Below are 25,465 nucleotides of genomic sequence, written 5' to 3'. Positions count from 1 at the left end.
ATAGGACCGGTCGTCCACAGCGTCCTCGCTGTGTAATTGCCTGCCCGCACCCCGAAGGGGGCGTGCAGGGCTTTCAAAGGAACCTCCAACCTGCCAGGGGCAGGCCGGGGTATCAACATATCTGGCGTTGACTTTTGGCACGCTGTTGAGTTCTCAAGGAACGGACGCTTCCTTCGTACTCACCCTCGCGGGCTTTCCTCCGGGCTTTTCCCTCCGGTCTTGCGTTTCCGACTCTATCAGACCCTTCCGGGCCCGATTCCCGGCCGGACCGGGATCCACCTTCAAGTTCCGCGCTTCCGCGTTTCCCTTTCCGGCGGCTCCGACTCTACCAGATCCTTTCGGGCCTGATTCCCAGTCAGCGGGATTTGTCTTCCCGGCCGTTGGGCCGTTCCGACGAGTGAGACTTTAGCGGAATCCCCGGCCCCGACACCAATCGGGACTGCGTTCCTTCGAACGCGGATTCCTCATTCCGCAAATGCGCACAGAAAGTCCCACGACAGATGTCGCCGACCAAATGTGGTTACTGCGGGATGGTTGTCCGGGGCCGACCGGAGTCGGTGCTCACGTCGGACAACTCGGAGCACACTACGGATCGGGGCATGCCGTGTCAACCCCGGATCGGGTCGAGTCCTGATGGAAGGCCAGACGGTAGGCGCGGGGGCTGGTGGAGAGGTGGGTGGCGAAGTGCTGGCGCATGGTGACCTCGCTGCCGAAGCCGGTGCGGCGGGCCACCTCGGGGAGGGGGAGGTCGGTGCGTTCCAGGAGCTTCTGGGCCGCGGCGACGCGTTGGGTGATCAGCCAGCGCAGGGGGGTCGTACCGGTGCCGGCCTGGAAGTGGCGGGCGAAGGAGCGGGGGGACATGCCGGCGCGGGCGGCGAGGTCGGCGACCGTGTGGGGCTCGGCCAGATGGGCCAGGGCGAAGGCCCGTACCTCGGCGAGGGTGTCGGCGTCGCGGTCGGCCCGGGGCGTGGGCTGCTCGATGAACTGTGCCTGGGTGCCGGTGCGGAACGGGGCCGTGACCATCGAGCGGGCGATCGTCGCGGCGGTCTCGGCGCCGTGGAACGTACGGACGAGATGGAGGCAGAGGTCGATGCCGGCCGCGGTGCCCGCCGCCGTCCAGATGTTGTCCTCCTGGACGAAGAGTGCGTCCTGGGAGACGGTCACGCGGGGGTGGCGGGCGCGGAGCAGTTCGGCGAGGTTCCAGTGGGTGACCGCCCGGCGGCCGTCGAGGAGACCGGCCTGGGCGAGGGTGAACGCCCCGCCGCACAGGGCCGCGACGGGAGTGCCCCGCGCATGGGCCCGGCGCAGCGCTTCGAGGACCGGTGCCGGGGCCGGGGTCACGTGGTCGTCGAGGCCGGGGACGACCACCAGGTCGGCGCGGGCGAGCCAGGCGAGGGTGCGGTCCGGAGCGAGGGAGAGCCCGCCGCGCAGCGGAATGGGGTCCGGCTCGGCGGCGGTGCGGCGCAGGTCGAAGGGCGGTACGCCGCGGTCTGTGCGGTCGACGCCCCAGACCTCCGTGACGACCGAGACGTCGAAGGCACGGATGCCGGGGAAGGAGACGAGCGCGATGCGGGTGGGTGTGGGGCGGGGCACGGTCACCGTGGCAGTAAACCATCGATCGATGGCTTTCCGACCTCTGGGACGCGGCGGCGGGGCCGGGCAGGATCGTGGTCATGGAGATCACGGAGAACGCGGCACTGATCGTGGTGGACGTACAGCGGGGCTTCGAGGACGAGGAGTTCTGGGGTGCGCGGAACAATCCTGGGGCCGACGGGAACATCGCGGGGCTGATCGACGCCTGGCAGTCGAGCGGGCGGCCGGTGGTGTTCGTGCGGCACGACTCGCTCAAGCCGAATTCGCCGTTGCGGGTGGGGCAGTCGGGGAACGACTTCAAGGAGTACGTGGAGGAGCGGCGCGGGAAGGGCGGCGGGCCCGAGCTTCTGCTGACGAAGAGCGTGAATTCCGCCTTCTACGGGACGCCGGACCTCAAGGAGTGGCTGGACCGGAGCGGGATCCGGCAGTTCGTGGTGATCGGGATCCAGACCAACATGTGCGTCGAGACGACGGCCCGGATGGGCGGGAACCTCGGGTACGAGGTGTTCGTCCCGCTGGACGCGACGCACACCTTCGACCTGACCGGGCCGTGGGGCTGGTCGCAGAGCGCGGACGAGTTGGCGCGGGCCACCGCCGTGTCGTTGCACGGCGGTGGGTTCGCGAAGGTGGTGAGCAGCACGGAGCTGATCGAGGCCGCGGGGCGCGGATAGGGCCACGGGGCGGGGAGCACGGGTAGAGGGAAAAGGGGGCAGGGCCCCGGGCAGCCCGTCAGCCGTTGCCGGAGGCGAGTTCGCGGCTGCGGTCGCGGGCGGCTTCGAGGGCGGCGATGAGGGCGGCGCGTACGCCGTGGTTCTCCAGTTCGCGGATGGCGCTGATGGTGGTGCCGGCCGGGCTGGTGACGGCCTCGCGGAGCTTGACCGGGTGCTCGCCGCTGTCGCGGAGCATGACGGCGGCGCCGATGGCGGCCTGGACGATCAGTTCGTGGGCCTGGGCGCGGGGCAGGCCGAGCAGGATGCCCGCGTCGGTCATCGCCTCGACGAGGAAGTAGAAGTAGGCGGGGCCGGAGCCGGAGAGGGCGGTCGCCGCGTCCTGCTGGGACTCGGGGACGCGGAGGGTCTTGCCGACGCCACCGAAGATCGACTCGGCGGCGTCGAGGTGGTTGGTGGTGGCGTGGCTGCCCGCGGAGATGACGGACATGCCCTCGTCGACGAGGACGGGGGTGTTCGGCATGACGCGCACGACCGGGATCCCCGCGGCGAGACGGTCCTCGATGAAGGCGGTCGTGATGCCCGCGGCGGCGCTGACGACCAGGCGGTCGGCGGTGACGTGCGGGGCGAGTTCGTCGAGGAGCCGGCCCATGTCCTGGGGCTTGACCGCGAGGATGAGGATGTCGGCACGGGCGGCGGCCTCGGCGTTGGTGACGGACTCGACGCCGTAGCGGTTGTGGAGTTCCTCGGCGCGCTCGGAGCGGCGGGTGGTGACCAGCAGGTTCGTCGGGCGCCAGCCTGCCCGGATCATGCCGCTGAGCAGGGCCTCGCCGATCTTTCCGGTGCCGAGGACTGCAACTGTCTGGGTCATGTGGTTCACCCTCCGGGCGGTGCTCGCGGATCTCGGTGCGTCGTGCCGACGGTGTGTCGTGCCGTCGCCCGTCATCCTCGCACCGGGCCGGTTCAGGCCGTGCGACGGCGGAGGGTGGCGGCGCCGAGGGCGAGGACGAGGACGGCGCAGCCCGCGACGACCACGACGTCGCGGACGAAGTCGCCGGTGACGTCGGTGTGGTGGAGGACCTCGTTCATGCCGTCGACCGCGTACGACATGGGCAGCACGTTCGAGAGGGCTTCCAGGGCGGGGGCCATCCGGTCGCGCGGGACGAAGAGTCCGCAGAGCAGGAGCTGCGGGAAGATCACGGCGGGCATGAACTGGACGGCCTGGAACTCGGACGCGGCGAAGGCGGAGACGAACAGGCCCAGGGCCGTGCCGAGGAGGGCGTCGAGCAGGGCGACGAGGAGCAGCAGCCACGGGGAGCCGGTGACGTCCAGGCCGAGTGCCCAGAGGGAGACCCCGGTGGCCAGCAGGGACTGGAGGATCGCGACGGCGCCGAACGCGAGGGCGTAGCCGGCGATCAGGTCGCCCTTGCCGAGCGGCATCGCGAGGAGGCGTTCGAGGGTGCCGGAGGTGCGTTCGCGCAGGGTGGCGATCGAGGTCACCAGGAACATCGTGATCAGCGGGAAGATGCCGAGGAGCGAGGCGCCGATGGCGTCGAAGGCGCCGGGGCTGCCGTCGAACACGTACCGGAGCAGCGTGATCATCAGGACCGGGATCAGGAGCAGCAGTACGACGGTGCGGGGGTCGTGGGTCAGTTGGCGCAGGACCCGGGCGGCGGTGGCGAGGGTACGGGCCGGGCTCATTCGGCGGTCTCCTGACGGGTGGCGGCGCGGTCGACCAGGTGGAGGAACGCCTCTTCGACGGTGTCGGCGCGGGCGGCGGTGCGCAGTGCCCCGGGGGTGCCGTCGGCGAGGATCGCGCCCTCGCGCATGAGGAGCAGCCGGTGGCAGCGTTCGGCCTCGTCCATGACGTGGGAGGAGACGAGGAGGGTGGTGCCGCGTTCTGCGGCGAGGCGGTGGAAGAGGTTCCACAGGTCGCGGCGGAGCACCGGGTCCAGGCCCACGGTCGGTTCGTCGAGGACCAGGAGTTCCGGGGCGCCGAGCAGAGCGACGGCCAGGGAGACGCGGGCGAGCTGGCCGCCGGAGAGGGTGCCGGCGAGGGCGTCGGCGCGGTCGGCCAGATCGACCTCGGTGAGGGCGTGCGTGACGTCGGCGCGGCGGGCGTCCCGGTGCCGGCGGCCCGGCCGGAGGATCGCCGCGAAGTAGTCGAGGTTCTGCCGGACGGTCAGGTCGGTGTAGACCGAGGGGTCCTGGGTGACGTACCCCACGCGCGGGCGGAGGGCGGGGTGGCCCGCGGGGCTGCCGAGCACGAGGAGGGTGCCGGTGGCCTTGGCCTGGGTGCCGACGACGGCACGCATCAGGGTGGATTTGCCGCAGCCGGAGGGGCCGAGGAGGCCGGTGACCCTGCCGGGCCGGACGGTGAAGTCGAGGCCGCGCAGGACGGTGCGGTTGCCTCGTACGACGGTGAGGCCACGGGCCTCGACGGCGACGCCCGAAGAATTCATCATGCGATGAACTTCTCTCCCGGCTCATCCGCCCGTCAAGGACGAAGGACGCGGGAAGGCGCGGGGCGGGACCCGGGATTGCCCGGGGCCGGGGCCGGGGTCACTTGCGCCTGGGGCGTTTGCCCTTGGTGTTCTTGCGGGCCGCCGGGTTCCCGGTGCGGGCCGAGCGGCGCTTCTCGTAACGGGCCAGGGCCGTCTCGTACTCCGTGCGGTGCAGCCGCTCGCCCGGCGCCTCCCGGAAGGTGCGGAGGAAGTACGCGACCAGCGAGCCGACGAAGCCGATCGTCTTGAGGCCGCGCAGATTGGCCTCGCGCACCGGATCGGCGGGGCGGCGGCTGAACCCTTCCCACGTCTTGCGGAAGGCGATGGCGCTGCAGATGGCGAACATCAGGACGACCAGCATCCCGACGAAGCCGCCCACGTCGGCGATCTCCAGCCCCTGGTAGGCGAAGCGGAGCACGAAGCAGGCGGCGACCGCGGCGACCAGGGAGCCGATCGAGACCCCGACGCGTCGCAGCCCGTAGCCCCCGCTGTGGTCGACCCAGGTCGTGCCGAAGAAGCGCAGGGGCTCGGGCTGCGGGCCGGGGGTGGAGCCGGGCACGGTGCTGCCGGGCGTGGTGCCGGAACCGGGGGCTTCGCTGTTCTCGCTCACGGGGTCGATTATCCCCGTGCCGTCGCCGCTCCGGCCGTGACGGAGACCGCGATCCCCGTCACGGCCGCGCCGCCCGGCTCCGGTCGCGGTCCCGGCCCTGGTCCCGGTCCTGGTCCTGGAGCCCCGCGGCCCGTCCCCCGTTCTCCGTCCTCGTCGGCTGTTCCCCGTCGGTTGTTCCTCGTCAGTCGCAGCGCGGGGCGATGTAGCCGTCGCTGCCGGTGTGGACGTAGACGTCCGCCACGAACTGGCCGTTGGCGATGTTGTCCCAGAGGTTCGAGGTGCCGTACGGGCCGGTGACCCGCTCCCCCGGCTTCTGGCAGTAGACCGGGACCCGCATTCCGTACGGGAGGGTCCTGACGATCCCGTACTTGGTGCCCGGTCCCCGGCGGACGTTGACGCGGTAGCCGGGCGCGATCGGGTACCTGGTGACGTCGTCGGACCCGGCCGCCGCCACGTCCTCGCTCTCCGCGAGCGCCTGCGCGTCCTCGGTGACGTCGTCGGTGGCAGTGGTGTTCTCGGTGTGCTCTTCCATGGCCATGCGGCCCTCCCCCGTTGAGAGACGGTGTACGACGCGCAGGCTACATAGCCCCACCCGGATCGCACGCACCATCGACTAGGCTCCGTGCGTCGCGCTTGCGGACGAACACACGGGGGTGGGCGATGCCGCCGCTGCGAGGTACCGGGGCCAATCCGGAAGCGGAGCATCCGGAGTACGCCGGGCAGTACTGCCTTGAGGCACGTCTCGGCGCGGGCGGCATGGGCGTGGTGCACCTGGCGCGCTCCGCCTCCGGCCTTCAGCTCGCCGTCAAGGTGGTGCACCAGCAGTACGCGGCGGACCCCGAGTTCAGGGCACGCTTCCGGCAGGAGGTCGGGGCCGCCCGGCGGGTCAGCGGCGCTTTCACGGCACCGGTCGTCGACGCCGATCCGGAGGCGGTGCTGCCCTGGATGGCCACCCTGTACGTGCCCGGCCCCACCCTCGCCGACCAGGTGAAGCGGAACGGGCCGATGGCCCCCGCGGAACTGCGCAGGCTGACGGCGGGGCTCGCCGAGGCGCTGCGCGACATCCACCGGGCCGGGGTGATCCACCGCGACCTCAAGCCGAGCAACGTCCTGCTCTCCGACTCCGGGCCCAAGGTCATCGACTTCGGGATCTCCCGGCCGTACGACAGCGATCTGCGCACCGAGACCGGCAAGTTGATCGGCTCGCCGCCGTACATGGCGCCCGAGCAGTTCCAGCGACCGCGCGAAGTCGGGCCCGCCGCCGATGTGTTCGCCCTGGGGGCCGTGCTCGTTCACGCGGCGACCGGGCGGGGGCCCTTCGACTCGGACAGCCCGTACATCGTGGCCTACCAAGTGGTGCACGACGAGGCCGACCTGGCGGGTGTGCCGGCGGACCTGGCCCCGCTGATCGGGCAGTGCCTGGCGAAGGACCCCGTCGAGCGGCCCACCCCGGACGAGATCATGAAGGCGCTGCGCCCTCCGTCGTACGAGGCCGCCGCGTTCATACCGGCGCAGCGGCGATCGGCGGCGGTCGCCGAGCCGACGGCCGCGGTGTCGGCTCTGGTGCCGGGAAGCGACACGGAAACCGACACGGACACGCACGTGGGCTCGGGCGGGACGGGGAACGGAAAGGCGGGGAACGGAAGGGCGGACGGGAGCGGACGGACCGGCGGCGGAGCCGGACGGCGGTGGCTGGCGGCCACTGCGGCGCTGCTGGTCATGGGGGCCGGCGGGGTCTGGGTGGCCGGTGCGGTGGGTGGCTCCGGCGGTCCGGGCGGTACCGGCGGTACCGGCGGTACCGGCGAGTCGGGTGGTAACGACGGGACCAAGGGTGCGGCGGATTCGTTCACGCCGTGGCGGACGTCGCTGCGCACCTCCGGCGGCTCGACTCCGGTCTGCTCCCCGGCTGACGGCACCGACGGAACAGAGGCGGCGAACGGTGCCAAGGGTGCCGAGGACGCTGAAGGTGCCGAGGGTGCCGACGGGAAGGGTGTCTCGGACGGGGCCGAGGGGCCTGATGGCGGTTCCGTCACGCTGTACTGCGCGGCGGGCGGTGTCGGCGTCGCCCGGCTGGACCCCTCGGACGGCCGGGTGCTGTGGTCCCGTGCCGACGCGGCGGCCACCGCCTCGGCCGACGGCCGGTCTTCCGCCGATGACGACGACGCCGACGACGATGCCTCGTCGATCGGTGTCGTGTCGGTCTCCGGCGGTCTGGTGCACACGGCGGTGCCGGGCGGGAAGCTCCGGGCGTACGACCCCGACCGGGGCCAACAGGTCTGGGACGCGGACCTCTCCGCGTACGTGGGCACGCCGTTCGCCGCGGGCGACTCGCTGCTGCTCGTCGCCGAGGACGGCACGACCGAGGCGCTCGACGCGGCGACCGGGGTGTCCCTCTGGCGGCATCCGCTCGCCGGCCACCAGCGCCCGGACTACGCGCTGTACGACGGGGCGACGGGCCTGGCCTACGCGTTCGAGCACTCGGCCTACGGGTCCACCACGCTGATCACGGCCGTGGATGCTCAGACGGGGCGCGCCACGTGGCAGCGGCGGCTGGACGGGATGCTGACCCCGGCGGGCTCCTCGGACGGCGCGCTCGTCCTGACGGCCATGAACGGGGACGCCCAGACGGTCGGGCTGGTCCGCTACGACCCCGGGCGGCGGCACGTCGAACGGGTGGCGCTGCCGTTCCGGATGAACGAGCCGGAGGTCGTGGTGGGCGGCGACACCGTCTACCTGCTGGCGCACGGCGGGACCCTGGTCGCCGTCGACACCCGCCCCGGGGGCGGCGAGGCGGTGCGCTGGCAGCTGGAGACCGCTGCCGGGCGGACGTCGGCGCCCGTCCTCGCCGCCGGGAACCGGCTGTACTTCTCCGCGGCGGACGGGCGGCTGCTCGCCGTGGACACCGAGCGCGGCACGTTGCTGGGTCAGACGGGCCCGCGGCTCCGGGGCGGGAAGCTCACGTACTCCTCGACGCTGCCCGCCCCCGTGGCCGCCGAACGGACCGTCTTCGGGACGGCGCCCGACGGGTCGGTGTTCGCCGTGGACGGGAAGGACCCCGCCCGCTGGTGAGAACGGGGCGGGCGGGGCGGGTGCCGGTGGGGCACGCCCCGTCCCGGGCGACTCGTGGGACGGGAGAGGCCCGGACCCCGGGTGGAAGCGGGGTCCGGGCCTTCCCGGTCGGTGGGCCGACGGCCCGGCGGGCCGGTCAGCCGAGCTTGGAGACGTCCCGCACCGCGCCCCGGTCCGCGCTCGTCGCCATCGCCGCGTACGCGCGCAGTGCCACCGAAACCTTGCGCTCGCGGTTCTTCGGGGCGTAGACGCCGTTCAGTGCCTCGCGGCGAGCGGTCAGCTCGGCCTCGGGGACCAGCAGCTCGATCGAACGGTCCGGGATGTCGATCCTGATCCGGTCCCCGTCCTCGACCAGCGCGATCGTGCCGCCCGACGCGGCCTCCGGCGAGGCGTGGCCGATGGACAGGCCCGAGGTGCCGCCGGAGAAGCGGCCGTCGGTCACCAGGGCGCAGCTCTTGCCGAGGCCGCGGCCCTTGAGAAAGGAGGTGGGGTAGAGCATCTCCTGCATACCGGGGCCGCCGCGCGGGCCCTCGTAACGGATGACGACGACGTCGCCCTCCTTGATCTCCTTGCGGAGGATCTTGTCGACGGCCTCGTCCTGCGACTCGCAGACGACCGCCGGGCCCTCGAAGGTCCAGATCGACTCGTCGACGCCCGCCGTCTTCACGACGCAGCCGTCCACGGCGAGGTTCCCCTTGAGGACCGCGAGGCCGCCGTCCTTGGAGTACGCGTGGGCCAGGTCGCGGATGCAGCCGCCGGCGGCGTCGAGGTCGAGGGAGTCCCAGCGCTCGGACTGCGAGAAGGCGGTGGCGGAACGGACGCATCCGGGGGCCGCGTGCCACAGCTCGACGGCCTCGGGGGACGGGGAGCCGCCGCGGACGTCCCAGTCCTTCAGCCACTCGGCGAGGGAGTCGGAGTGCACCGCGTGCACGTCCTCGTTGAGCAGACCGGCGCGGTGCAGCTCGCCGAGGATGGCGGGGATGCCGCCGGCCCGGTGCACGTCCTCCATGTAGTACGTGCCGCCGGGGGCCACGTTGGGCGCGACCTTCGCCAGGCAGGGGACGCGGCGCGAGACCGCGTCGATGTCGCCGAGGTCGTAGTCCAGCTCGGCCTCCTGCGCGGCGGCCAGCAGGTGCAGGATCGTGTTGGTGGAACCGCCCATCGCGATGTCGAGCGCCATCGCGTTGTCGAATGCGGCACGGGTGCCGATGGAGCGGGGCAGGACCGTCGCGTCGTCCTGCTCGTAGTGGCGCCTGGTGATCTCGACGATCGTGCGGCCGGCCTCCTCGTACAGCGCCCGGCGGGCGGTGTGCGTGGCGAGGACGGAGCCGTTGCCCGGCAGGGACAGGCCCAGGGCCTCGGTCAGGCAGTTCATCGAGTTGGCGGTGAACATGCCGGAACAGCTGCCGCAGGTGGGACAGGCGTTCTCCTCGATGCGGAGGATGTCCTCGTCCGAGATGTTCTCGTTCACGGCGTCGCTGATCGCGTTGACCAGGTCGAGCTTGCGGACCGTGCCGTCGACGAGGGTGGCCTTGCCGGCTTCCATCGGGCCGCCGGAGACGAAGACCGTCGGGATGTTGAGGCGCATCGCGGCCATCAGCATGCCGGGGGTGATCTTGTCGCAGTTGGAGATGCAGATCAGCGCGTCCGCGCAGTGCGCCTCGACCATGTACTCGACGGAGTCGGCGATCAGGTCGCGGGAGGGGAGGCTGTAGAGCATCCCGCCGTGCCCCATCGCGATGCCGTCGTCGACGGCGATGGTGTTGAACTCGCGCGGCACGGCGCCCGCGGCCGTGATGGCCTCGGAGACGATCCGGCCGACCGGGGCCAGGTGGGTGTGGCCGGGGACGAACTCGGTGAAGGAGTTGGCGACCGCGATGATCGGCTTGCCGATGTCCTCGCTCGCTACGCCCGAGGCCCGCATAAGGGCGCGGGCGCCCGCCATGTTGCGGCCGTGGGTGACAGTGCGGGACCTCAGCTGGGGCATCGTCTCTCGCTCCTTCGACATCAAAGACTGTCTCCGAGCGTACGCCCCCGGCTCCAAGATCTGGACACCTCGTCCGCCATACGGGACGGGGTGCTCGGTAGGTGGGCGTGCGGCGGAGTGCCCGTGCCATGAATGAGGTCTGGCGCCCGTGTCGTGAGGTCTCAGGCTTCCGTCAGATAGCGCTGGAGCGTCGGTGCGACCATCTCGACGATCTTCTCGGACGGCGCCGACGCCAGTGGTTCCGCCCTGATCACGTAACGCAGCATCACGATCCCGATCATGTGCGAGGCCGCCAGTTCCGCGCGGAACGTGGCGTCCGGTACGTCCAGCGCCTCCGCCACCCGCTCCAGGAGCCGGCGCAGCACGAAGCCCCGCAGCACCTTTGCCGCCGTCTCGTGCGTCAGCGCGGACCGCACGACCGCCAGCAGCGGGGCCCTGGACGCCGGGTTCTCCCACACGGAGAGGAAGTAACGGGCCAGTCGCTCCCCCAGGCCCTCCGTTCCCTCGCCCAGGACGGCCGGGACCACCAGGGCCGGTTCGAAGGAGAGCTCGACGGCGGCAGCGAAGACCTCGTCCTTCGTACCGAAGTAGTGGTGGACCAGGGCGGAATCGACGCCCGCCGCCCTGGCGACGCCCCGGATCGACGTCCTGTCGTAGCCGCGCTCCGCGAATTCGGTGCGGGCCGCGTCGAGGATGCGGGTGCGCGCGTCGGGGCCACCGGAACCGGGGGTGCGGGAGGGGCGGCCACGGCGCTTGGGATCGTCCGTCACGGGCGCGGTGCCCGGTCCGGGGACGACGCCAGGTGGAGCCGGGTGAAGGCCAGCGCCTCCGCCAGGTCGGCCTCGCGTTCGGCGGTGGACATGGCGCGGCGGGTGTTGACCTCGATGACGACGTGGCCGTCGAAGCCGGTACGGGCCAGGTGCTCCAGGAGTTCGGCGCAGGGCTGGTCGCCACGGCCGGGCACGAGGTGCTCGTCCTTGTTCGAGCCCTTGCCGTCGGCGAGGTGGATGTGGGCGAGGCGGTCGCCCATCCGCTCGACCATGGCCATGCCGTCGGTGCGGGCCGTCGCGGTGTGCGAGAGGTCCACGGTGAAGTGGCGGTAGTCGTCGTGGGTGACGTCCCAGTCGGGGGCGTACGCGAGCATCTCGCGGTCCCGGTAGCGCCACGGGTACATGTTCTCGACGGCGAACCGCACATCGGTCTCGTCGGCCATGCGCCAGATCCCGGTGACGAAGTCGCGCGCGTAATTGCGCTGCCAACGGAACGGCGGATGGACGACCACGGTCGTCGCCCCCAGCTTCTCCGCGGCGGTCCGGGCCCGCTGGAGCTTCACCCACGGATCGGTGGACCAGACGCGCTGGGTGATCAGCAGACAGGGCGCGTGGACGGCGAGGATCGGTACCCGGTGGTAGTCCGAGAGCCTGCGCAGCGCCTCGATGTCCTGGCTGACGGGGTCGGTCCACACCATGACCTCGACACCGTCGTAACCGAGACGCGCGGCGATCTCGAAGGCCGTCGCCGTCGACTCCGGGTAGACGGAAGCCGTCGACAGGGCGACCTTCGCATCCGGGATGCGCACCACTGGTTCTGCCACTGGGCCAGCGTACGGGCAGCCGTACGCCGGACCGAGGGCTCCGGGCGGAAAGTGAGAAGGGCCATGTGGCTGGTTCCGGCCGCCGCACGTCCTTCAGGACGGGCTCGCGGACGGGCCTCCGGAGCTCTTCCGAAGAGCCCTGGCGGTCTCCCGGACGGGTTCGTGAACGGCCGCCCGGACGGGTACGCGGACGGCCGCGCCTCCCCGTACGGCCCGGTGCGCCCCGCGCCGGTCAGTCCCGCGCCGGTCAGCCTTGCACCGATCAGTCCCGCGCGGTGAGCCTTGCACCGGTCAGCCCCGCGCCGGTCAGCTCAGCGCGGCCCGTTCCGCGGGCAGGTGGTCCAGGCGGCGCAGGATGACGCCCTCGCGCAGCGCCCAGGGGCAGATCTCCAGCTCCTCGACCCCGAACAGGTCCATGGCCCCCTCGGCGACCAGCGCCCCGGCGAGCAGCTGCCCGGCCCGGCCCTCGGAGACTCCGGGCAGGGCGCTCCGCTGCTCGACGGTCATCGTCGCCAGCTTGGGCACCCACTCCTCCAGCGCCTTGCGGGTGAGGCCGCGCTGCACGTACAGGCCCTCGGCGGAGCGCGCGGCGCCCGCGATCCTGGCGAGCTGCTTGAAGGTCTTGGACGTGGCCACGACATGGTCCGGGCGGCCGAGGCGGGTGAATTCCCCGACGCTGCGGGCGATACCGGCCCGCACATGGCGGCGCAGCGCCTTCACCTCCGCCGGGTCCGGCGGGTCGCCCGGCAGCCATCCGGCGGTGAGCCGGCCGGCGCCGAGCGGCAGCGACACCGCGGCGTCCGGCTCCTCGTCCATGCCGTAGGCGATCTCCAGCGAACCGCCCCCGATGTCCAGGACCAGCAGCCGTCCCGCCGACCAGCCGTACCAGCGGCGGGCGGCGAGGAAGGTGAGCCGGGCCTCCTCCGCGCCGCTGAGGACGGCGAGCTCGATGCCCGTCTCGTCCCGTACCCGGGCCAGCACCTGATCGGCGTTGCTCGCCTCCCGCACCGCGGACGTGGCGAACGGCAGGACGTCCTCGCACCCCTTGTCCTCGGCGGCCTGGAGCGCGTCGGTGACCGTCGCCACCAGCCGGTCCACGCCCTCGGGGCCGATCGCCCCGTCCTCGTCGAGGAGTTCGGCCAGGCGCAGTTCCGCCTTGTGCGAGTGCGCGGGCAGCGGACGGGCGCCGGGATGCGCGTCCACCACCAGCAGGTGCACCGTGTTCGAACCCACGTCGAGGACTCCGAGTCTCATACCCGGAACGCTACCGGCCCTGCGGACTTACCCTTGGCGCGTGCCAAAGACGAAAAAGGCGAAGCCGGGCAAAAACACGAAGAAGCAGAGAACGAAGCAGGAGATGCGGCAGGAAGTGAACGGGCCGGACCGGGCCGAGGACGAGAAGGGCATCGATTTCGCACGCGCCTGGGTCGAATTCCCCGACCCCGCGGACGACGAACAGATCTTCCGCTGCGACCTGACCTGGCTGACCTCCAGGTGGACCTGCATCTTCGGCAGCGGCTGCCAGGGCATCCAGGCGGGGCGGGCCGACGACGGGTGCTGCACGCTGGGCGCGCACTTCTCGGACGAGGACGACGAGAAGCGGGTGGCCGAGCACGTCGCGCGGCTGACTCCCGAGCTGTGGCAGTTCCACGACGTCGGCACGGAGACGGGCTGGGTCCAGCTCGACGACGACGGGGAACGCCAGACGCGGCGCTGGAAGGGCTCCTGCATCTTCCAGAACCGCCCCGGCTTCGCGGCGGGCGCGGGCTGTTCGCTGCACATCCTGGCGCTGCGGGAGGGGCGGGAGCCTCTGGAGACCAAGCCGGACGTCTGCTGGCAGCTGCCGATCCGGCGCACGTACGAATGGATCGACCGGCCCGACGACACCCGGGTGCTCCAGGTGTCGATCGGCGAGTACGACCGCAGGGGCTGGGGTCCGGGCGGCCACGACCTGCACTGGTGGTGCACGTCGGCGACCTCGGCGCACGGGGCCGGGAAGCCGGTCTACGTGTCCTACCGCCCCGAACTCGTCGAGCTGATGGGCGAGAAGGCGTACGCGCGCCTGGTCGAGCTGTGCGAGGAGCGCCTGTCCGCGCTCCTGCCGATGGCCCCGCACCCGGCGGACCCGGTCGATCCGGAATGACGGCGTGACGGGGTGGGCGCGGGGCCCCTCCGGGCCTCGGCGTCCTGTCCGGGCCTCGGCCTCCCGAGCGGCCTCCGCGGCTCCCGTGGCCCGGCCGCCCTCCGCGGCCTCAGCCCGTCGAGGTGGAGCCGCTCGGGTCGGTGGGGGTCGGGGTGCCGGACGGGTCCGGGGACGGTGACGGACCTGTCGGGCCCGGGTCCGTCGGTGACGGCGCGGTGTCGCTGGGGCCGGGGGTGGGGCCGGTCGACTGCGTGGGCTGCGGCGAGGACGTGGGCGGGCCGGACGGGCCGGGGGTCGCGGAGGGTTCGGCCGGGCCGGGACCGCCGGGCGTCGCCGCCCCGTGCCCCCGGATCACCACCGCGGCCCCCGACGGGGCGAGTTCGACGCGCGCGCTCCACGGGCCGACCGGTTCCCGCCGGTGATGCACGAGCACGCGGATCGTGACGCTCTCGCCCGCGGCGAGCGTGCCCGAGTGACGGCTCGGGCCCAGCCAGGAGGCGTTGGCGCGGGCCGACCAGGCGACGGGGGCGCCACCCGACGCGGTCAGCCGGATCAGGGTCGTGCCGCCGGACGAACGGGCCTCGACGGTGAGCCCGCCGCCGTCCCGGCCCGCGCTGACCACCTCCGCCGAGACGTCCGAAGCCCGCCCGGCCCCGAAGCGGGTGTCGGGTCGGGGCCGGGCGTTGCCCGCGTTCTCGTAATGGCCGTCCGAGGTGCCGCCGGGGCCGTACCGGGCGTCGCTCTCGGTGGCGGCGACCGACAGGCCCTCGCGGCCCTCGCCTGTCTGCGGCGCCCCCCGGTAGGCCGTCCACAGCGCGATCATCGGGGCCGCGACGACCGTCGCGACCACCGTCGTCGTGACGACCCTGGCCCGCAGCCGGTCCCGGCGCGCCGCGTGGTCCTTCGGGTTCATGGGGAAGCCGGCCCGGTCGAACCGCGGACCGCCCGACCGGTTGCGCTGGGCGTGTGCCATCGCGACGTACGCGGAGGGCCGGGGCGCCTCGACGACCGGCAGCGCGGCGGCCGGGGGGACCGCGGCACCCGGCCACGGCCCCTGGGCACCGGCCCGCTCGGCGGCCCTGCGGCAACGGGGGCAGTCGTCGACGTGGCGGACGATCTCGCGGCGCAGGGCGGTGGAGAGCAGGACGCGGCGGTCGCCGGTGAGCCGGGCGACGAGCGGGCAGTTGCCGGTCTCGACGACGGCGAGGGCGGCGCGGGTGCGCTCCACCTCGCAGGACGCGGCGGCCAGGAGTTCACGGGCGGCCGCCGGGTCGAGGCCCAGGACGGAGGCGACGGCGCTCGGGGCGAGGCGGTGGCGCACCGCGAGTTCGAGCGCTTCGCGCTGCTCCGGGGTGGTGCCTGCGGCCTCGGGCCAGGCCAGCTGGGCGAGTTCGCGGCGGTGCGCCTCGGCGGCGGCCTCGGACTCGGGGGCGCGCCCGGGGCTTACCTGCGCGCCGGCCGACCCGGAGGGGGCGGCGGGGGCCTTCGCGGCGACGGCCGGGGACGTACGGCGCCCGGTGCGCGTCCCCGGGGCGGCCGTACCGCCCGGCTGCTTGGCCGAGGGACCGCCCGGGGAGCCGCCCGGCCGTTTCCCGGACTTGTGCCGGTACGGCCTGCTGCCCTGCTTCTGCTCGACGAGCCTGCGCATGCACATCCATCTGGCCAGGGCGTACAGCCAGGATTTACGTTCCTCCTCGCCCGACGGGCACCGGCTCTCCTGCCGTTGCGCGATCGCGAGCACCCCGCCGAGCGCCTCGGTGGCGGCGTCGTGGTCGCAGAGCACGGAGAGGCAGTAGGTGAACAGTCCGTCGAGATGTGGTTCGTAACGAGCGGGCGGGCGGCGCGGCGAAGAGTGCGTCGAGAGGTGGGGCGCACCGTGCCTCGCCCGGTGTGCGCCGGTGGTGTGCGTAGGGGGCTCCAGACTGCTGCTCGTCACCTTGCGACCGTAGGCAGCACAGGCACATTTTTGGCCACTCTTCAGCACTTTTAACCCTTACGGGTGAACGTATCCCTCGAAAGGGGACAGGAATACCTCATTCCGCCGAAGTCGAGCGGCTCCGACCTGTGCGCCCGTCCGCTCCGGGCGGCTCCGGGCGGCTCCGGCGGGCGGTGCCCGGCGGCATTGTCAGAGCCCACCTATACGGTTGCGACATGGCTGCCCGTACGAAATCCGCGAAGGACCGGCCGTCCTACCGCTGCACCGAATGCGGCTGGACGACCGCCAAATGGCTCGGTCGTTGCCCCGAATGCCAGGCGTGGGGGACGGTCGAGGAGTTCGGCGGCGCCCCCGCCGTGCGGACCACCGCGGCGGGCCGGGTCAGTGCCGCCGCGCTCCCCATCGGCCAGGTCGACAGCCGGCAGGCCACCGCCAGATCGACCGGCGTCGGCGAGCTGGACCGGGTGCTCGGCGGCGGTCTCGTGCCCGGGGCCGTGGTGCTCCTGGCGGGCGAGCCGGGCGTCGGCAAGTCGACGCTGCTGCTGGACGTCGCCGCGAAGGCGGCGAGCGACGACCACCGCACGCTCTACGTCACGGCCGAGGAGTCCGCGAGCCAGGTGCGGCTGCGCGCCGACCGCATCCGGGCGATCAACGACCACCTCTACCTCGCCGCGGAGACGGACCTCTCCGCCGTCCTCGGTCATCTGGACGCGGTCAAGCCCTCGCTCCTCATCCTCGACTCCGTGCAGACCGTCGCGTCGCCCGAGATCGACGGGGCGCCGGGCGGCATGGCTCAGGTCCGGGAGGTGGCCGGGGCCCTCATCCGGGCCTCCAAGGAGCGCGGCATGTCCACGCTGCTGGTCGGTCACGTCACCAAGGACGGGGCGATCGCGGGCCCGCGGCTGCTGGAGCACCTGGTCGACGTGGTGCTGTCCTTCGAGGGCGACCGCCATGCCCGTCTGCGGCTCGTGCGCGGCGTCAAGAACAGGTACGGCGCGACCGACGAGGTCGGCTGCTTCGAGCTGCACGACGAGGGCATCACCGGCCTCGCCGATCCCTCCGGCCTCTTCCTCACCCGGCGCGACGAGCCCGTGCCCGGCACCTGCCTCACCGTCACCCTGGAGGGCAAGCGTCCGCTCGTCGCCGAAGTGCAGGCGCTGACGGTCGATTCCCAGATCCCTTCGCCCCGGCGCACCACCTCGGGCCTGGAGACGTCCCGGGTGTCGATGATGCTCGCCGTGCTGGAGCAGCGCGGCCGGATCAGCGCGCTCGGCAAGCGGGACATCTACAGCGCGACGGTCGGCGGCGTGAAGCTCTCCGAGCCCGCGGCGGACCTCGCGGTCGCGCTGGCGCTGGCCAGCGCGGCAAGTGACACCCCCCTGCCCAAGAACCTCGTGGCGATCGGCGAAGTGGGCCTCGCGGGCGAGGTCAGACGGGTCACGGGCGTCCAGCGCAGGCTCGCCGAGGCGCACCGGCTGGGCTTCACTCACGCGCTGGTCCCGACCGATCCGGGGAGGGTCCCGGCCGGTATGAAGGTCACAGAAGTCGCCAACATGGGTGATGCGCTGAGAGTCCTCCCGCGCCGCCCCCGCGCACAGGCCCCGCAGGAGGAGAACGCGCGCCGGTAGACTTTGCCCTGGTCTCGACCGTCCGTACGAACGGAACGAGGGACGCAAGGGCACCGCAAACCTGTGACCGGAGGAGTGCAGTGGCAGCCAACGACCGGGCAGCAGCGCCCGGAAAGTCCGGCCAAGGCACCGGTAACGAGGCGCTGATGCGCGCCTCGCTGAGCGCCGTCGCGCCCGGAATGGCGCTGCGGGACGGCCTGGAGCGCATCCTCCGTGGCAACACCGGCGGGCTGATCGTGCTCGGCATGGACAAGACCGTCGAGTCGATGTGCACCGGCGGATTCGTGCTGGACGTGGAGTTCACCGCGACGCGCCTGCGCGAGCTGGCCAAGCTCGACGGCGCACTGATCCTCGACAAGGACATGACCAAGATTCTGCGGGCCGGCGTGCAGCTGGTCCCGGACGCGTCCATCCCCACCGAGGAGACCGGCACCCGCCACCGCACGGCGGACCGGGTCTCCAAGCAGTGCAACTTCCCGGTCGTCTCGGTCTCGCAGTCGATGCGCCTGATCGCGCTCTACGTGGACGGTGAGCGCCGGGTCCTGGAGGAGTCCGCGGCGATCCTCTCCCGCGCCAATCAGGCGCTCGCCACCCTGGAGCGGTACAAGCTCCGGCTCGACGAGGTCGCGGGCACGCTCTCCGCGCTGGAGATCGAGGACCTGGTGACCGTCCGGGACGTCACGGCCGTCGCGCAACGACTCGAAATGGTCCGCCGGATCGCGACCGAGATCGCGGAGTACGTGGTCGAGCTGGGCACCGACGGCCGGCTTCTCTCGCTCCAGCTCGACGAGTTGATCGCGGGCGTCGAGCCGGAGCGCGAGCTGGTGGTGCGCGATTACGTGCCGGAGCCGACCGCGAAGCGCTCCCGCACGGTCGCCGAAGCGCTGACCGAGCTCGACGCGCTCTCCCACACCGAGCTGCTGGAACTTCCGGTCGTGGCACGGGCGCTGGGCTACAGCGGCTCGCCCGAGACGCTGGACTCGGCGGTGTCGCCGCGCGGTTTCCGGCTGTTGGCGAAGGTGCCCCGGCTGCCCGGAGCCATCATCGACCGGCTGGTGGAGCACTTCGGCGGCCTGCAGAAGCTGCTCGCCGCCAGCGTGGACGACCTCCAGACCGTGGACGGCGTCGGCGAGGCGCGGGCCCGGAGCGTGCGCGAGGGCCTGTCCCGGCTGGCCGAGTCCTCGATCCTCGAACGGTACGTGTAACGGCGCTCGCGGATACGCGCCGCGGGTGCCGTGCGTCCCGGCGCCGTTCAGTCCCTCCGCGGGTGCCGGTCAGTCCTTCGCGAGGACGAACGAGGCGCGCTGCACCGGCTCGCCCGGCGCCTTCGCCTCGACCAGGTACGTACCCGGGCCCACCGTCGCCGCGGGGGGTGTCGCGCACTGCGGGGAGCTCTTCCTGCGGTCCCATTCCACGACGTGCACGACGGTCTCGCCCGCCGGGACCTTCAGCAGCAGGGTCCCCGCGTCGCGCGGGCAGTCCTTGGAGGACCACACCTGGCTGTCGTCACCACCGGCCTCGGTGACGGTGAGCACCGCGCTCTTCGGACCGAGGTCGGCCTTGCAGGCGGTGGCCGAGGTGTTCCTGGCGATCAGCCGGAACTTCGGCTTCTCGCCGGGGCTGTAGTCGAGTTCGGTGCGCAGGCTCAACTGGAGTGCCGCGGGGGCGCAGTCTGGGAGCGGGGAAGAAGCGGGGACGCGCTGACCGGTCGTCACTCCGTCGCCGCCCACACCGCCGACCCCTGCGCCCGAGCCGTCGCCCGTACCGCCGTCGGCGCCGGAACCCTGGTCCGTACCGTCGCCGGAGCCCGCGGACGTGCCGCCGTCGCTTCCGGCGGTGCCGTCCGACTCGTCCGACTCGTCGCGTCCGCCCGGCTGTTGGCTGATGGCCGGGCCGGAACCGCCGGGTCCGGGCGTGATCGCATGCGTGGGAGCCGAGCCGCTCGGCCGGGAATCGTCCTTGTTCTCCTTGCCGTCGCGGGAGGTGACGCCCCACACGATCAGCACGGCGAGCAGCGCGACCAGCGTCGCCGCTACCGCCCTCCGCCGCCAGTAGATGCTGGAGGGAAGCGGCCCGATCGGATTACGCAAAGATCCCACGGCTCAAACTGTACGAGAGATCGGCGCGCTCTCCCGCCCACCCGCCGTTCCGAACCCCAAGTTTTACGGATCATCATCACGGGATGGCCGATTCTCTCCCCTGACTCAGATCGCCCGAAGCCTCGGTCCCCGCCACCCGGAGCCCCTGTTTCCGTCCTCTCGGGCCCCGTCCGACGGCCCGGAAGGACCACCCGGTTCCACTTACTACCCTCTGCACATGGACAGTTCAGTTACCGCCCCGCTCTACCGGGACATCACCGACTTCGCGCATGACATGCCGTCATGGGTGCAGCACCTCGCCGAGATATGGACGGAGCTCGGGCTCCTGGTCTTCGGTGTCCTGTTCGTCACCGGGTGGTGGCGGGCCCGCCACCGGACGGACGGCGCCCTGGCGCTGGCGGTGCTCGCCCCCGTCGCGACGGCCTTCGGCTACGTGTGCAGCGAGGTGCTCAAGTCGGTGGTGGACGAGGAGCGCCCCTGCCGGACGGTCGCCGGGGCGGCGGCCTCGCTGGTGACGTGCCCGCCGACCGGCGACTGGTCGTTCCCCAGCAACCACTCCGCGATCGCCGGCGCGGCGGCCGTCGCCCTCGCCATGGCCCGGCCCCGGCTGGCCTGGCTCACCGCGCCGCTGGCCCTGCTGATGGCCTTCTCCCGGGTCTTCGTCGGAGTGCACTACCCGCACGACGTGGCGGTCGGCCTGCTGCTGGGCGCCGCGGTCTCGGCCACCGTGGTCGCCGTGCTGCGCCGCCCGGCGCAGGCACTCGCCCGGACCGTACGGGACAGCTCCGCCCCGGTCGCCGCCTGGGCGTCGGGGCCGGGCGCGGGCACGGACACGGCCGGGCGCTCCTCGCGGCGGCACCGCCGCGGCTGACGCCCCGAGGGGGAGCCGAGGGAGCCCGGAGGGGTCCGGCCGGATCCGCTTGGGCCGGTTGCCGGACACCGGGGCGCAGACGGGTGGCATTATCACCCCAAGGGCCCTCACGGGAGACGACACCACCGTGCGCGGGGCCCTCGTCCGTTCTTCCGTGCCAGGATCGACAGTGCGATGACTGCCACGACTGCGACACAGACGCCCCCCACTTCCCTCCACTCCCCCGTGATCGGGTGGTTCGAACAGCACGCCCGCGATCTGCCCTGGCGCCGCCCCGAAGCGGGCGCCTGGGGCGTGATGGTGAGCGAGTTCATGCTGCAGCAGACCCCCGTCAACCGGGTCCTCCCGGTGTACGAGCAGTGGCTGGCCCGCTGGCCCCGCCCGGCCGACCTGGCCGCCGAACCGCCCGGCGAGGCGGTCCGCGCCTGGGGCCGGCTCGGCTACCCGCGCCGGGCACTGCGACTGCACGGCGCCGCGCAGGCCATAACGGAACGGCACGGCGGCGACGTACCGAGCGAGCACGGCCAGCTGCTCGCCCTGCCCGGCATCGGCGAGTACACCGCCGCGGCCGTGGCCTCGTTCGCGTACGGGCAGCGGCACGCCGTGCTCGACACGAACGTCCGCCGGGTGTTCGCACGGGCCGCGACCGGCATCCAGTACCCGCCGAACGCGACCACCGCGGCCGAGCGCAGGCTGGCCCGCGCGCTGCTGCCCGACGAGGACGAGCGGGCGGCCCGCTGGGCCGCCGCGACGATGGAGCTCGGCGCCCTCGTCTGCACCGCGAAGAACGAGGACTGCACCCGGTGCCCGATCGCCGGGCAGTGCGCCTGGCGGCTGGCCGGGAAGCCCGCCCACCAGGGGCCCCCGCGACGCGGCCAGACCTACGCCGGTACCGACCGGCAGGTGCGCGGACGGCTGCTCGCCGTGTTGCGCGAGGCCGTGACCCCGGTGCCGCAGTCGGCGCTGGACGCGGTGTGGGACGAGCCGGTGCAGCGCGCCCGCGCACTGGACGGCCTGGTCGCCGACGGCCTGGTCGAACCGCTGGCAGGCGGGTTGTACCGACTGCCGCTGACCTGAGGTCCGCGCCCCTCGCGCCCCGAGGTCCGTACCTCCACCGGTCCAGCGCTGTTACACAACCGATGGACAGCCGTGCGTCGGCGTATGGCTGCTCCGCACAGCCCCGTGACAACAGCTCCGTAGCGTCTTCGACGTCAGCCCGACCGAACGATGGCTGACGACGGTTCTACGGGGATCCACGGGGACGGAGGCGGTTGGAATGGCGCAGGGCGAGGTGCTCGAATTCGAGGAGTACGTACGTACCCGGCAGGACGCGCTGCTGCGCAGCGCGCGTCGGCTGGTGCCCGACCCCGTGGACGCGCAGGACCTGCTGCAGACCGCGCTGGCCCGCACGTACGGCCGCTGGGACGGCATCGCCGACAAGTCCCTCGCCGACGCCTACCTGCGCCGCGTCATGATCAACACCCGTACCGAGTGGTGGCGGGCCCGCAAGCTGGACGAGGTCCCCACCGAGCAGCTGCCCGACGCCAGCGTCGAGGACGGCACCGAGCAGCGCGCCGACCGCGCCCTGCTGATGGACGTGCTGGGCGTCCTGGCTCCCAAGCAGCGCAGTGTCGTCGTGCTGCGACACTGGGAGCAGATGAGCACGGAGGAGACGGCTGCGGCGCTCGGCATGTCGGCCGGTACGGTGAAGAGCACTCTGCACCGTGCGCTGGCACGGCTGCGCGAGGAGCTGGAGAGCCGTGAGGCGGCGAGCAGGGAGGCCCGGCTCCGCGAGGAGCGGGGCACGGCGGCCGACCGTGCTCCGGCCGTCGGCACCCCGGCGCGTGCGCGGGAGACCGCGCGGGTGCGGGTGCAGGCGGGCAGGCGTATGGACGAACGGGGGCGGGAGCGGTGCGCGGCCTGACAGCCAGCGACGACAGCGGCCACGGCGGCGACCGTGGCGGCGGGAGAGACGGCAGTGGGAGAAACAGCGGTGGCCGCACGGCCACCGGCAGACGGAGCCGGTCGCTGACCGGCTGGGCGGCGGGCGCCACGACTCTGGTCGGGCTCGCCGCCTTCGGGCTGCTCGTCACCGGCTGCTCGACAGGCGGGACCGGCACCCGGGACGAGGGCCCGGCCGGCACCCAGCCGATCATGCAGGCCACCCCCAGCCCCGACGCCTCGTCGTCGAACCGGCCCGCGCGGATCGACCCCGTGACGCTGCTCAAGCACGACCCCAAGGTCAGCGAGCGGGTCAGGACGGACCTGAAGCCCTGCACCGGCTCCGACTACCCGGTGGACACCTCGTACGGCACCCTGACCGGCGGCCCCTCGGCCGATGTCGTGGTGAACGTGATGACCTGCGGGGACTCGGTGGGCGTCGGCACCTACGTGTACCGCTCGCGGGGCAGCGGCTCGTACGAGAACGTCTTCGCCATCGAGCAGCCTGCGGTGTACGGCACCATCGACCGCGGCGATCTCGTGGTGACGACGCAGGTGTACGGGCAGAAGGACTCGGTCGCCTACCCCTCCGGCGAGGAAGTGATCACCTACCGCTGGGCGACCAACCGCTTCATCGAGCACGACCGGGTGCACAACGACTTCAACCGAGCCGTCGGCAACGGGGAGCCGGGCCTCTCCGCCGCACCGGCGGAGAACTGAGAGCTGCCCGATGGCCGAGACCCACGTCCTGTTCGTCGAGGACGACGACGTCATCCGCGAGGCCACCCAGCTGGCGCTGGAGCGCGACGGCTTCGCGGTCACCGCGATGCCCGACGGACTGTCGGGCCTCGAAGCGTTCCGGGCGAACCGCCCGGACATCGCCCTGCTCGACGTGATGGTGCCGGGGCTGGACGGCGTCAGCCTCTGCCGCCGCATCCGCGACGAGTCGACCGTCCCCGTGATCATGCTGTCGGCGCGGGCCGACTCGATCGACGTGGTCCTCGGCCTGGAGGCCGGCGCGGACGACTACGTCACCAAGCCCTTCGACGGAGCGGTCCTGGTCGCCCGCATCCGGGCCGTGCTGCGCCGTTTCGGCCATGCGTCGGGCGGACAGCCGGGCACCGGGGAACCGGAGTCGCAGGCCGTCGGCGGGGTGCTGGTCTTCGGCGACCTGGAGGTCGACACCGAGGGCATGGCGGTCCACCGCGGCGGCGAGCGGGTGTCGCTGACACCGACCGAGATGCGGCTGCTGCTGGAGTTCTCCGCGGCACCCGGCACGGTGCTCTCCCGCGACAAGCTCCTGGAGCGGGTCTGGGACTACGGATGGGGCGGTGACACCCGGGTCGTGGACGTCCATGTGCAGCGGCTGCGCACCAAGATCGGCCAGGACCGGATCGAGACGGTCCGCGGCTTCGGCTACAAGCTGAGGCCATGAAGCTACCGGCGCTGCGGACCGGAGTCCGCTGGAAGATCAGCATCGCGATCGCGGCGGTCGGCGCACTGACCGCGGTCGCCCTCAGCTTCGTCGTCCACAACGCCGCCCGGGTCTCGATGCTGGAGAACGCCCGCGAGGTGCAGCTGGAGCGGCTGACGTACGCGCAGCTGCTGTACGAGGCGACGAAGCCCCGCAAGGCCGACCCCCGGTTCGGGGCCAAGCTCAACGACCCGACGATGCCGCGCAGCCTGCGCGCGGAGACCAGCAGGAACCGGCGCGCCACCCACGTCGAGGAGTACGGGAACGGCACCCCCGACGTGTGGGCGGCCGTGCCGGTGGGCAACGGCGACGTGCTCTCGCTGCACACCCCGTTCGCGGACCGCAGCGCCACGATCATGGGCGACCTCGACCGGGCGCTGATCATCGGCTCGGTCTCGGTGGTGTTCGGCGGCTGCGCGTTGGGCGTGCTGATCGGCGGGCAGCTGTCGCGCCGGCTGCGCAAGGCGGCGGCCGCGGCGGGCCGGGTCGCGCAGGGCAACACGGACGTACGGGTCAGGGAGGCCGTCGGCGGGGTCGTCCAGGACGAGACCGACGAGCTGGCCGGCGCCGTGGACGCACTGACCGACGCGCTGAACGAACGGATCGAGGCGGAGCGCCGGGTCACCGCGGACATCGCGCACGAGCTGCGCACCCCGGTGACGGGCCTGCTGACGGCGGCCGAGCTGCTGCCGCCCGGCCGCCCCACGGAGCTGGTGCGGGACCGGGCACAGGCGATGCGGACGCTCGTCGAGGACGTGCTGGAGGTGGCCCGGCTGGACAGCGCGTCGGAGCGGGCCGAGCTCCAGGAGATCGCGCTGGGCGAGTTCGTCAGCCGGCGGATCGCGCTGCTGGACCCGGACGTGCGGGTGCGGGTCGTCCACGAGTCCTGGGTCGCCACCGATCCGCGTCGGCTGGAACGCATCCTCGGCAATCTGCTGGGCAACGCCGCGAAGCACGGCGCCACCCCGGTGGAGGTCACGGTCGAGGGCCGGGTGGTACGCATCCGCGACCACGGTGCCGGGTTCCCGGCGGCGCTGCTGCGCGAGGGGCCGAGCCGGTTCCGTACCGGGAGCAGCGACCGGGCCGGGCGCGGACACGGCCTCGGGCTGACGATCGCCGCCGGTCAGGCGCGGGTCCTCGGGGCCCGGCTGACCTTCCGCAACGCGGCGCCGGAAGGGGCGGCGCAGGGCACGGGCGGGGCGATCGCCGTGCTGTGGCTGCCCGAGCACGCGCCGACGAACACCGGCAGCTTCCCGATGCTCCCGCTGGCCGAGCAGCGGAGACCGGACGAGGACGACACGGCCGACGGGACCGGCCGGACGGGCAGGGCGAGCAAGGCAGGCAAGGC

General features: G+C 72.7%; 22 protein-coding genes and 1 pseudogene. 11 read left to right on the top strand and 12 right to left on the bottom strand.

Going from position 1 to position 25,465, the window contains the following annotated elements:
- Positions 1-585: 585 nt before the first annotated feature.
- Positions 586-1,599, bottom strand: a complete 1,014-nt coding sequence (locus ACWCXX_RS11025) for a GlxA family transcriptional regulator (protein ID WP_451126024.1) — start codon at positions 1,597-1,599, stop codon at positions 586-588.
- 74 nt (positions 1,600-1,673) lie between these two features.
- On the opposite strand from ACWCXX_RS11025, the gene ACWCXX_RS11020 reads away from it, so the two are divergent.
- Entirely contained in the window at positions 1,674-2,264 is a 591-nt protein-coding gene (locus ACWCXX_RS11020) for a cysteine hydrolase family protein (RefSeq protein ID WP_451126023.1), read from the top strand.
- A 58-nt stretch (positions 2,265-2,322) separates the two neighbouring features.
- Here ACWCXX_RS11020 and proC read toward each other — a convergent pair whose 3' ends face one another.
- The 5 genes from proC to ACWCXX_RS10995 all read right to left on the bottom strand — a co-directional run bounded on the left by proC (position 2,323) and on the right by ACWCXX_RS10995 (position 5,913).
- Positions 2,323-3,132, bottom strand: coding sequence for a pyrroline-5-carboxylate reductase (gene proC / locus ACWCXX_RS11015; protein WP_451126022.1), 810 nt, complete (start codon positions 3,130-3,132; stop codon positions 2,323-2,325).
- Positions 3,133-3,224: 92 nt separating this feature from the next.
- Complete coding sequence (locus ACWCXX_RS11010) at positions 3,225-3,962, bottom strand: ABC transporter permease (protein WP_451126021.1); 738 nt, start codon at positions 3,960-3,962, stop codon at positions 3,225-3,227.
- A complete protein-coding gene (locus ACWCXX_RS11005) occupies positions 3,959-4,726 on the bottom strand; it encodes an ABC transporter ATP-binding protein (RefSeq protein WP_451126020.1) in 768 nt (255 codons plus the stop codon). Before ACWCXX_RS11005 ends, ACWCXX_RS11010 begins: the two co-directional genes overlap by 4 nt.
- A gap of 97 nt (positions 4,727-4,823) precedes the next feature.
- Positions 4,824-5,375 (bottom strand): hypothetical protein, encoded by a 552-nt coding sequence (locus ACWCXX_RS11000; protein ID WP_451126019.1) that lies wholly within the window; start codon positions 5,373-5,375, stop codon positions 4,824-4,826.
- A 181-nt stretch (positions 5,376-5,556) separates the two neighbouring features.
- Positions 5,557-5,913, bottom strand: a complete 357-nt coding sequence (locus ACWCXX_RS10995; protein WP_451126018.1) for an SH3 domain-containing protein — start codon at positions 5,911-5,913, stop codon at positions 5,557-5,559.
- A gap of 122 nt (positions 5,914-6,035) precedes the next feature.
- On the opposite strand from ACWCXX_RS10995, the gene ACWCXX_RS10990 reads away from it, so the two are divergent.
- Positions 6,036-8,444 (top strand): serine/threonine-protein kinase, encoded by a 2,409-nt coding sequence (locus ACWCXX_RS10990; RefSeq protein WP_451126017.1) that lies wholly within the window; start codon positions 6,036-6,038, stop codon positions 8,442-8,444.
- A 136-nt stretch (positions 8,445-8,580) separates the two neighbouring features.
- Here ACWCXX_RS10990 and ilvD read toward each other — a convergent pair whose 3' ends face one another.
- The 4 genes from ilvD to ACWCXX_RS10970 all read right to left on the bottom strand — a co-directional run bounded on the left by ilvD (position 8,581) and on the right by ACWCXX_RS10970 (position 13,279).
- Positions 8,581-10,431, bottom strand: coding sequence for a dihydroxy-acid dehydratase (gene ilvD, locus ACWCXX_RS10985; RefSeq protein ID WP_451126016.1), 1,851 nt, complete (start codon positions 10,429-10,431; stop codon positions 8,581-8,583).
- A gap of 161 nt (positions 10,432-10,592) precedes the next feature.
- Positions 10,593-11,201, bottom strand: a complete 609-nt coding sequence (locus ACWCXX_RS10980) for a TetR/AcrR family transcriptional regulator (RefSeq protein WP_451126015.1) — start codon at positions 11,199-11,201, stop codon at positions 10,593-10,595.
- Positions 11,198-12,013, bottom strand: a complete 816-nt coding sequence (locus ACWCXX_RS10975; RefSeq protein ID WP_451126039.1) for a sugar phosphate isomerase/epimerase family protein — start codon at positions 12,011-12,013, stop codon at positions 11,198-11,200. The genes ACWCXX_RS10980 and ACWCXX_RS10975 overlap by 4 nt, the downstream gene beginning before the upstream one ends.
- A gap of 318 nt (positions 12,014-12,331) precedes the next feature.
- Positions 12,332-13,279, bottom strand: coding sequence for a Ppx/GppA phosphatase family protein (locus ACWCXX_RS10970; protein WP_451126014.1), 948 nt, complete (start codon positions 13,277-13,279; stop codon positions 12,332-12,334).
- A gap of 40 nt (positions 13,280-13,319) precedes the next feature.
- Between ACWCXX_RS10970 and ACWCXX_RS10965 the strand changes: the two genes are divergently transcribed.
- Positions 13,320-14,168: a hypothetical protein gene (locus ACWCXX_RS10965; protein ID WP_451126013.1), complete on the top strand. Its 849-nt coding sequence runs from the start codon at positions 13,320-13,322 to the stop codon at positions 14,166-14,168.
- 109 nt (positions 14,169-14,277) lie between these two features.
- On the opposite strand, the gene ACWCXX_RS10960 is transcribed toward ACWCXX_RS10965, so the two are convergent.
- Positions 14,278-16,104 (bottom strand): hypothetical protein, encoded by a 1,827-nt coding sequence (locus ACWCXX_RS10960; protein WP_451126012.1) that lies wholly within the window; start codon positions 16,102-16,104, stop codon positions 14,278-14,280.
- 215 nt (positions 16,105-16,319) lie between these two features.
- Here ACWCXX_RS10960 and radA point away from each other — a divergent pair, with 215 nt between their 5' ends.
- Positions 16,320-17,732, top strand: coding sequence for a DNA repair protein RadA (gene radA / locus ACWCXX_RS10955; RefSeq protein WP_283852278.1), 1,413 nt, complete (start codon positions 16,320-16,322; stop codon positions 17,730-17,732).
- A gap of 80 nt (positions 17,733-17,812) precedes the next feature.
- Complete coding sequence (disA, locus tag ACWCXX_RS10950) at positions 17,813-18,937, top strand: DNA integrity scanning diadenylate cyclase DisA (RefSeq protein WP_148840724.1); 1,125 nt, start codon at positions 17,813-17,815, stop codon at positions 18,935-18,937.
- Positions 18,938-19,006: 69 nt separating this feature from the next.
- On the opposite strand, the gene ACWCXX_RS10945 is transcribed toward disA, so the two are convergent.
- The gene (locus tag ACWCXX_RS10945) at positions 19,007-19,831 is read right to left on the bottom strand and encodes a hypothetical protein (protein WP_451126011.1); all 825 of its coding nucleotides are present in this window, start codon (positions 19,829-19,831) and stop codon (positions 19,007-19,009) included.
- A 217-nt stretch (positions 19,832-20,048) separates the two neighbouring features.
- Here ACWCXX_RS10945 and ACWCXX_RS10940 point away from each other — a divergent pair, with 217 nt between their 5' ends.
- The 6 genes and pseudogenes from ACWCXX_RS10940 to cseC form a co-directional block, all read left to right on the top strand.
- The gene (locus ACWCXX_RS10940) at positions 20,049-20,702 is read left to right on the top strand and encodes a phosphatase PAP2 family protein (protein ID WP_451126010.1); all 654 of its coding nucleotides are present in this window, start codon (positions 20,049-20,051) and stop codon (positions 20,700-20,702) included.
- Between the two features lie 174 nt (positions 20,703-20,876).
- Positions 20,877-21,779, top strand: a complete 903-nt coding sequence (locus ACWCXX_RS10935; RefSeq protein ID WP_451126009.1) for an A/G-specific adenine glycosylase — start codon at positions 20,877-20,879, stop codon at positions 21,777-21,779.
- Between the two features lie 199 nt (positions 21,780-21,978).
- Positions 21,979-22,626: a SigE family RNA polymerase sigma factor gene (locus ACWCXX_RS10930; RefSeq protein ID WP_451126008.1), complete on the top strand. Its 648-nt coding sequence runs from the start codon at positions 21,979-21,981 to the stop codon at positions 22,624-22,626.
- Positions 22,614-23,363, top strand: coding sequence for a hypothetical protein (locus tag ACWCXX_RS10925; RefSeq protein WP_451126007.1), 750 nt, complete (start codon positions 22,614-22,616; stop codon positions 23,361-23,363). Before ACWCXX_RS10930 ends, ACWCXX_RS10925 begins: the two co-directional genes overlap by 13 nt.
- 10 nt (positions 23,364-23,373) lie before the next feature.
- Positions 23,374-24,078: a two-component system response regulator CseB gene (cseB, locus tag ACWCXX_RS10920; protein WP_451126006.1), complete on the top strand. Its 705-nt coding sequence runs from the start codon at positions 23,374-23,376 to the stop codon at positions 24,076-24,078.
- Positions 24,075-25,403 (top strand): annotated as a pseudogene (gene cseC / locus ACWCXX_RS10915) (two-component system sensor histidine kinase CseC); the annotation flags it as partial. The gene cseB and the pseudogene cseC, both read left to right, overlap by 4 nt.
- Positions 25,404-25,465: the final 62 nt, after the last annotated feature.

This window comes from Streptomyces sp. NPDC001732 (genome assembly GCF_053596315.1).
The sequence above is the reverse complement of the archived record's forward strand: the minus strand, read 5'-3'. Positions and strand labels throughout refer to the sequence as shown.

Excerpts from the sequence above, each read along its gene's own strand:
- ACWCXX_RS10990 (WP_451126017.1), top strand. The coding sequence starts at position 6,036 with ATGCCGCCGCTGCGAGGTACCGGGGCCAATCCGGAAGCGGAGCATCCG.
- ACWCXX_RS11010 (WP_451126021.1), bottom strand. The coding sequence starts at position 3,962 with ATGAGCCCGGCCCGTACCCTCGCCACCGCCGCCCGGGTCCTGCGCCAA.
- proC (WP_451126022.1), bottom strand. The coding sequence starts at position 3,132 with ATGACCCAGACAGTTGCAGTCCTCGGCACCGGAAAGATCGGCGAGGCC.
- cseB (WP_451126006.1), top strand. The coding sequence starts at position 23,374 with ATGGCCGAGACCCACGTCCTGTTCGTCGAGGACGACGACGTCATCCGC.
- ACWCXX_RS10935 (WP_451126009.1), top strand. The coding sequence starts at position 20,877 with ATGACTGCCACGACTGCGACACAGACGCCCCCCACTTCCCTCCACTCC.
- ilvD (WP_451126016.1), bottom strand. The coding sequence starts at position 10,431 with ATGCCCCAGCTGAGGTCCCGCACTGTCACCCACGGCCGCAACATGGCG.
- ACWCXX_RS10930 (WP_451126008.1), top strand. The coding sequence starts at position 21,979 with ATGGCGCAGGGCGAGGTGCTCGAATTCGAGGAGTACGTACGTACCCGG.
- ACWCXX_RS11005 (WP_451126020.1), bottom strand. The coding sequence starts at position 4,726 with ATGATGAATTCTTCGGGCGTCGCCGTCGAGGCCCGTGGCCTCACCGTC.
- ACWCXX_RS10995 (WP_451126018.1), bottom strand. The coding sequence starts at position 5,913 with ATGGCCATGGAAGAGCACACCGAGAACACCACTGCCACCGACGACGTC.
- ACWCXX_RS10970 (WP_451126014.1), bottom strand. The coding sequence starts at position 13,279 with ATGAGACTCGGAGTCCTCGACGTGGGTTCGAACACGGTGCACCTGCTG.
- radA (WP_283852278.1), top strand. The coding sequence starts at position 16,320 with ATGGCTGCCCGTACGAAATCCGCGAAGGACCGGCCGTCCTACCGCTGC.
- ACWCXX_RS11020 (WP_451126023.1), top strand. The coding sequence starts at position 1,674 with ATGGAGATCACGGAGAACGCGGCACTGATCGTGGTGGACGTACAGCGG.
- ACWCXX_RS10940 (WP_451126010.1), top strand. The coding sequence starts at position 20,049 with ATGGACAGTTCAGTTACCGCCCCGCTCTACCGGGACATCACCGACTTC.